The organism is Curtobacterium sp. 179-B 9B NHS, assembly GCF_045370965.1.
In the GTDB taxonomy this organism is placed as follows: Bacteria; Actinomycetota; Actinomycetes; order Actinomycetales; family Microbacteriaceae; genus Curtobacterium.
The window spans coordinates 19561-27403 of record NZ_JBIQDQ010000027.1; the positions used below are offsets into that span (position 1 = coordinate 19561).

Annotated in this window: 2 protein-coding genes and 1 pseudogene; all 3 read right to left on the bottom strand. The window is 73.0% G+C overall.

The window, feature by feature from the left end; translation table 11 throughout:
* Positions 1–62: 62 nt before the first annotated feature.
* Entirely contained in the window at positions 63–1850 is a 1788-nt protein-coding gene (locus ACH0A8_RS15475) for a sulfite reductase subunit alpha (protein ID WP_406907500.1), read from the bottom strand.
* Positions 1847–7411 (bottom strand): glutamate synthase-related protein, encoded by a 5565-nt coding sequence (locus tag ACH0A8_RS15480; RefSeq protein ID WP_406907501.1) that lies wholly within the window; start codon positions 7409–7411, stop codon positions 1847–1849. Before ACH0A8_RS15480 ends, ACH0A8_RS15475 begins: the two co-directional genes overlap by 4 nt.
* A 123-nt stretch (positions 7412–7534) precedes the next feature.
* Positions 7535–7843, bottom strand: a pseudogene (locus ACH0A8_RS15485) (hypothetical protein); the annotation flags it as partial.

The window sequence follows — 7843 nt, forward strand, 5'->3', positions numbered from 1 at the left end:
CCCTCGGGTGCCCCGGCCGTCGGTCCCTCGGCGGCCGGGGCACGCCTCGGCGGCGGCGCCGCTCAGTACACGTCGCGGACGTAGCGCTTCGCGCGCCGCAGGTCCGCCAGGTACGCCTGCGCGTCGTCGTCCCCGCGGCCCCGACCGGTCGCGATGACCTCCAGGAGCGCCTGCTCGACGTCCTTCGCCATGCGCGAGGCATCGCCGCACACGTACACGTGCGCCCCGTCCTCGAGCCACCGGAAGAGCTCAGCCGCCTGCTCGCGCATCCGCGTCTGCACGTAGACCTTCTCGGCCTGGTCGCGCGAGAACGCCAGGTCGAGCCGGGTGAGCACGCCCGACGCCTGCATCGCGGTGAGCTCGTCCTCGTACACGAAGTCGGTCTCGCGGTGCTGGTCGCCGAAGAACAGCCAGTTCCGCCCGGTCGCACCGGCCGCTGCCCGCTCGTGCAGGAACCCGCGGAACGGGGCGATGCCGGTGCCGGGGCCGATCATCACCATCGGGGCGTCGCCGTCGGCGGGGACCCCGAACGCGGCGTTCGGCTGGAGGTACACGTCGACCTCACCGTCGGCCTGCACCCGGTCGGCCAGGTACGTCGACGCGACGCCGGCGTGGGACCGGCGCGCGTCGCCGTAGCGGACGGACGCGATCGTCAGGTGGATGCGGTCCGGGTGCGCCAGCGGGCTCGACGAGATCGAGTACTGCCGCGCCTGCAGCCCGCGGAGGTTCGGGAGCAGCTCCTCCATCGACGGCGCCGCGGTACCGGCGTCCCGGAGCAGGTCGAGGACGTCGCGGCCCCAGAGCCACCGGTCGAGCTCGTGCTTGTCCCCGTGCGACACGACCGCCGCGAGCTCCGACGCCGGTGCGCGCTGCACGAGGTCGGCCACGAGGTCCTTCGACGGCGTCCGGATCTCGCGCTCGGTGCGCAGGACCTCGGCGAGCGGCCGTCCGTCGAACACGGCGGCCCCGTCGGCCCCGAGGTGCTCGAGCAGCTGGTCGACGAGCGCGGGGTCGTTGTGCGGTACCACCGCGAGGGCGTCGCCGGCGCGGTACTCGATGCCCGAGGTGCCGAGGTCGAACTCGACGTGCCGGATCTCCTTCGCGCTGCGCGGCGAGGAGAGCAGCCGGTTCACGACGAGCGGGGCTCGGTACGGGTTGCGCTTGTTCCACTGCGATCCCGGCCGGGAGGCGCGGCCCGCCTCCGACGCGCCCGCTGCGGCGGACGACGTGGTCGCGGCTGCGGCGGGGCCGTCCGCCCCGGGCTGCGCTCCGGCCTCGGCCGCCAGCCGGTCGAGGACCGCCGCGCTCCAGAGCGCCGCGGGGTCCTCGAAGTCGACGTCGCAGTCGACGCGGTCGTGGATGCGGGTCGCGCCGAGCTGCTCGAACCGCAGGTCGAGGAGCTTCCCGGCCTGGCAGAACTCGTCGTAGCTCGTGTCGCCGAGCCCGAGCACCGCGTACTGCAGCCCCTCGAGCCGGGGGACCGTCGAGGCCTGGACCGCGTCCCAGAAGAGTCCGGCGTTGTCGGGCATCTCGCCCTCGCCGTACGTCGAGGTGACGACGAGCACGTGCGACATGCCGGCGAGCTGCTCCGGCGTCACGGCGTCGAGCGGTGTCGCCCGTCCGCCGAGCCCGCGGGCCTTCGCGCCGGTGACGAGCTCGTCGGCGAGGAACTCGGCGTTGCCGGTCTGCGTCCCGAAGAGCACGTCCACCGTCGTGGTCGGGGCACCGCCGGTGGCACGCTTGCCCGCGGCCGCGATGCCGGCGATGAACCCGGCGAGCCACGACTCCTGCGCTGCCGAGAACGGCGCGTCGACGGGGATCAGCTGCCCGGTGGGGGGAAGCGTGCTCATGCCGACACCGCCTCGACGGGGGCCTGCGGGGCGCGGGCGGCGATGTCCTCGAGCGCCGCGGTCGCGAGCAGCTCGTCGAAGCGGGCGGCGCGGACACGGCCGGCGTTCTTGGCGTTCTGGTGCATGATCCACCCCGTGGTGCCGGGCATGTCCGCGCTGCGGTTGTTCCGCTGTGCGAGGGCACGCTTGGCGTCGTCGAGCCGCTTGACGGCGATGAGGGTCGCGAGCTCGTCGTCGGCGAACCGGTCGAACGTGCCGCGGAGGTACTTGACGACGCGCTGCTTCACCTGGAAGTCCTCGGTCAGGACGAGGTTGCGCACCGCCTCGGTCACCCGGGGGTCGCTCGGCGCGGCACCCGGCACACGTTCCTGCGCGACGTCCTGCGCCACCCCGAGCACCGTGTACGACGACAGCAGCGAGAACGTGTCCTCGCCCTGGTCACCGAGCGCCGGGGCGCGGCCGTCGAGCACCGTCCGCTGGTCGCGGTAGTCCACCTTGAACGCCCGGAGCTTGTCCGTCGCCACCGAGGTCGCGAGCTCGTCGAGGAGCTCGTTCCGCGTCGCGGCGGCGAGGATCTCGTCGGCGTCCTGGCTGAGCAGGAGCGCGCGCGGCATCCCGACGAACACGTGCTCGCGAGTGGTCGCCCAGTCCGCGAGCAGCCGCTCGGCGAGGGCGGACCCGGTGGCCTCGAGGTGCCACTCGAGCAGCAGCTTCGCCGCGGCCTCGTGGAACGCACCGCGCTCGGTCTCCGTGACGGGGAAGACGAGGAGCGAGTCGGTGCTCGCGCGCTCGGTCACCGCTCCCGACGGGTCGTACTGGTACAGGAACCCGCCGGACATGCCGTTGCCGAGGCCCTTGCCGTAGCCGCCGAGGTTGAGCACGGCGCCGCCGGTCATGTACTCGCAGCCGAAGTCGCCGAGGCCCTCCACCACCGCCGTCGCGCCCGAGTTCCGGACGGCGAACCGGTCGCCGGCCTCGCCCTCGACGAACGTGCGTCCGCCGGTGGCGCCGAACAGCGCGAAGTTGCCGACGAGGACGTTGCCGCCGCGCTCGGCGCTCCCGCCGCCCGGGGCACGGACGACGATGCGTCCGCCGGACTGGCTCTTGCCGACACCGTCGTTCGCCGTGCCGGTGTGCTCGAGCGTCGTGCCGTCGTTCGTGAAGACGCCGTACGACTGCCCGGCAGCGCCGTGGGTGCGGACCGTCACCGCGCCGTCGACCAGGCGACGACGACCGCGGTCGTCGGTGGTGACCGCCGGGTGGCCCGACAGGTCGACGTCCCGCAGCTCGTGGTTGAGGAGGCGCTCGACGTCGATCCCGAGCTGCCCGCCGACCGACTTGTCGGCGTTGCCCAGGCCGATGCCGTCCACGGTCAGGGCGTGCTCGTGCCCGTCGACGAGCGCGGCCCGCACCTGGTCGATCAGGGCGTCGTCGGTGCGGTAGTCCTTCTCGAGGTACTCGGGGTCGGTGACGACCTTCTCGGGCACCTGCGCGAGCAGGTTCCGCACGTCCAGCCGGCCGACGGACGCCGGGTGGTCGAGGAGCTGCAGCAGGTCGGTGCGACCCCGGGCCTCGCGGAGGGACTGCAGGCCGAGTCGCGCGAGGATCTGCCGGACGTCGTGCGCGATGTTGAGCAGGTACTGCGCGAGCGCTCGGGGGTCGCCCTCGAAGGCCTCGGCGTTCGTGGTCAGGCCCGCCGGGCACTTCACGTTGCAGTTCTTCGCCATCACGCAGCCGAGCATCATGAGCGCGGTCGTGCCGAACTCGAACGAGTCCCCGCCGAGCAGCGCACTCGTGACGACGTCCGAGCCGGTCTGGTGCGCACCGGAGCAGCGGAGCGTGACCTTCTGGCGCAGGCCGTTCGCGACGAGGGCCTGGTGCACCTCGGCCACACCGATCTCCGCGGAGCGTCCGGCGTACTTCAGGCTCGTGACGGCCGCGGCGCCGGTGCCGCCGGTGTTGCCCGCGACGTTGATGACGTCCGCGCCGGCCTTCGCGACGCCGACCGCGATCGTGCCGATGCCCTCGGAGGACACGAGCTTCACGACCACGCGGACCCGGGCGGCCTTGCAGTCGTGGATGAGCTGCGCGAGGTCCTCGATCGAGTACGTGTCGTGGTGCGGCGGCGGCGAGATGAGCTCGACGCCGGGCGTTCCACCCCGGGCCGCGGCGATGTCCACCGTGACCTTGGGTGCGGGGAGCTGCCCGCCCTCGCCGGGCTTCGCGCCCTGGCCGATCTTGATCTCGAGCTCCTCGAGCATCGGGTCGGCCAGGTAGCCCGCCCAGATGCCGAACCGACCCGAGGCGAACTGCTTGATGCGCGAGCCGCGGATCGTGCCGTAGCGGGAGTGGTGCTCGCCGCCCTCGCCCGAGTTCGACATGCCGCCGACCATGTTCGTGCCGTGGGCGACGGCCTCGTGTGCGGTCGCGACGAGGGCGCCGTGGCTCATCGCACCGGACGCCAGGGTCCGGGTGATCTCGTGCGCGGGCTGGACCTCGGCCACGTCGACGCTCGCCGGTGCCTGCTGCAGCAGGCCGAGCAGGTCGGCGGCCGCACCGGTGGCGCGCAGCGTCACCCGATCGTCGGCGACGACGTCGACGTCGACCGTGCCGGGGTGCAGCAGGGCGAGCCCGTCCGCGAGGGCCCGGTGGCGCAGTGCGCCCGTGGGCCCCGTCGAGGTGAGCCGCAGGGTGAAGCGGGTCGTGCCTCCCGGCAGGGCGTCCTCCGAGGAAGACCGCGAGCCGGACAGCCCGCGCACCGTGATGCTCGCGTTCCCGGTGGTCGAGAAGCGGCCGAGCTCGCGCGCGAAGTCCGGCGCCTCGTCGATGCCGGTGACGTCCGCGGGCAGGGCGAGCACGTCGCGCAGGGCCGCCGGGCGGCGGGAACGCTCGTCGTGCGTGGTCTGCAGGAACGTGACGTAGCCCGGCGTGATGCGGTGCGCGTCGATCTCGGCGTCGCTCAGCCGGTCGTAACCGGTGTTCCGGTACGCCGTGTCCGAGATGCCGAACGAGTCGTCGAGCTGCCGGAGCGTGAGCAGCCGCAGCGCGTCGGAGTCACCGGAGCGCTCGAAGGCCGGGCGCTCCTCGGTCATGCCGCCGAAGCCGCGGACGCTCGCGACGCCGAACGAGTGTCCGGCGCCGTCCGACCGCTCCTTGAACAGGCCGAGCAGGGGGACCTGGCCCTCGGTGGCGACCGAGCGCGCGCGCTCGTGCCACTCGGTGGACGCCTGGGCGATGCGGGCGAAGCCGACACCGCCGACCGGAGCGGCCATGTGCGGGAAGACCCGGGCGAACAGGTCGTCGCCGGTGTCGAGGTAGTTCGGCTCGAAGAACTCGCCGCCGATGTAGCTCTCGGCGGTGCACAGGCCGACGCGGCCCATCGTCTTCGCCAGCGCCTTCTCGGCCGCCTTGCGGAAGCGCTGGAGGGCGGCATCCGTCTCGGTGAGCTCGCCGGCGGGTGCGGGGGCGGCGGGGTACTTCTCCTCCGCGCGGAGCCGGGCGGACAGGCTGTACACGGCCGAGGCCCCGAAGCCCAGGGCGGTGGCCACGTGGTGCGAGGACGGCAGCTGGCCGGACTCGGCGACCACGGACACCCGCAGGCGCAGACCGGTCTCGATGAGCCGCTGGTTGACGGCGGCGACGGCGAGGATCACGGGGAGGGGTGCGTGCGTCGACGACACCGAGCGGTCGGTCAGGACCGCGATCCCGCCCTGGCGCTCGGCGAAGGCCACGACGGCACCGGCGAGCCGTTCGGTCGCGGTACGGACGGCGTCCGCGTTCGCCTGCTCGTCGTCGACGACCGGCACGTAGAGCATGTCGAACCGTTCGAGCGGCACGATCGTCTGGTCGCGCAGGCGGACCATGTCGAGGTGCCCGAGGACGGGGGAGTCCACGACGATCTGCCGGCTCGACGTGCCGGACGCGCTGCCCGTACCGTCCGGCTTGCTGCCGAGGGCGACCCGCATCGACATGCCGTCGGCCTCGCGGATCGAGTCGAGCGGCGGGTTCGTCACCTGGGCGAAGCGCTGCGAGAAGTACTTCGCCATGCCGCCCTCGGTGTCGCTCAGCGCGTTGATGGCGTTGCCGTAGCCCATCGCCGAGATGCGCTCCGAGCCGGTGGCGAGCATCGGGTCGAGCATGAACCGGAAGCTCTCCTGGTTCAGCGAGTACGCCACGTAGCGGCCCGCGAGCGACAGGTCGCCGTCGTAGCCGAGCGTGCTGGTGCCGCGGTCGTACGCCGGCGCCGGCAGGTCGTCGAGGTGCACGCGGGCGGCGTCGAGCAGCGTCCCGTAGTCGCGACGGGCGGCGAGCATCCGCAGGACCTCGTCCGTGCGCATCACCGACCCGGTGCGGTGGTCGACGACGAGCATGCCGCCGGCCTCGATGCGACCGCGGTGCACGACCTCGTCGGCCGGGAACGTCACCTGGCCGGACTCGGACGCCACCATGAGGTACTCGTCCGTCTGCACGGTCCGCAGGGGACGGAGCCCCAGTCGGTCGAGCCGTGCGCCGACGACGTCGCCGTCGCTGAAGATCACCGCGGCCGGGCCGTCGTTCTTCTCCTCGTACAGCGAGAAGTACTCGAGCATGTCCCGGACGTCGGCCGTCAGGGTGCGGTCGTTCTCCCACGCCGGCGGCATGAGCGTGACGACGGCCTCGACGATCTCGAGCCCGTCGTCGAACACGCGGCTCTGCAGGGTCTGGTCGAGCCGGCTCGAGTCCGACTGTCCGGGAGGCCGGACGATGCTGCGGGTGCGGGCGGCGGCGAGTGCCTCGTCCGACAGGCGGTTCTTCCGGTCGGTGTTGAGCTCACCGTTGTGCGCCATCAACCTGAACGGCTGCGCCATGGTCGGGTGCGGCTCGGTGTTCGTCGAGAACCGCGTGTGGAAGTAGAGCGTGCGCACCGAGTGCCGCGGGTCCGTGAGGTCGCGGAAGTACGAGATCACCTCGCCCGAGTTCAGTCGGCCCTTGAGGATCTGCGTGCGGGCACTGAGCGACAGCGGGTAGAGCGCGGCGTGCGGGGCTCGGGCCTCGGCCGCCTGCGTGTAGGACACGCGCTCGACGGCGAGCAGGGCGCGGTTCGCCGCGGCGTCGACGTCGGTGCGGGACCACCCCTCGGGCGCGCGGAACACCCACTGCACGATCGGCAGCTGGTACTGCTCGGCCTCGGGACGGGCGACCGAGTGGTCGACGGGGACGTCGCGGACGAGCAGCAGCGTGAAGCTCTCGTGCTCGATCGCGTCGGTCACGGTCTGCACGGCGGCGGCACGCTCGTCGGGGTCGGCCGGCACGAAGCAGTTCGCGACGCCGAAGTGCCCGGCGACGAGCTCCTCGCCGGTGACCGCGCTGAAGAACTCCACCGACAGGTCGATGCTCACGCCGGCGCCGTCACCGACGCCCTCGGCGGACTTGCCGCCCCGGTGCGGGATCGAGCAGAGCGCTTCGTCACCGCGGACGATGACGTCGTGGGTCGGCACCCCGTCGAGGCGGGTGATGAAGCCGACGCCGCAGTCGCTCGACTCGCGGGCAGGGTCGTACAGACCGAAGGGGGAGGGGTTCACGTGCGGGTCCAGTGGGGCTCAGCCGGCAGCGGACGGCCAGGGCTGCATCGGTGGAGCGCTCGCCGCGGGCGGACCGGTGGTGGCGGTCGTGGCCCTGTGTGGGGGTGGTGCGGTGAGCCGATGCTACGGCTTGGTATACCGCGGGTGCAACAGACCGGCCGGACGGGAGGCGCGGGGCGGTCCGGCCACGCGCCTCCCGTCCGGTGCGCGGCCGGTTCCGGTGCCGGTGCCGGTGCGGGTGCCGGTGCCGGTGCCGTTCTCGGTGCCGGTGCCGTTCTGCTCCCGCGGTTCTGTCTGCTTGCGCACAACCGGAAGCACCTCGCGCCACGGGATCCCGTGGCGCGACGTGCTTCCGGTTGTGCCGCGAGCGCCGTGCCGCGAGCGCCGCGCCGCGGGCTTCGCGGCGCGCCGCCTGCTGCGGCGGGTCAGGCC

Bases quoted from the DNA above. Each gene is read 5' to 3' on its own strand.
- ACH0A8_RS15475 (WP_406907500.1), bottom strand. From the start codon at position 1,850: ATGAGCACGCTTCCCCCCACCGGGCAGCTGATCCCCGTCGACGCGCCG.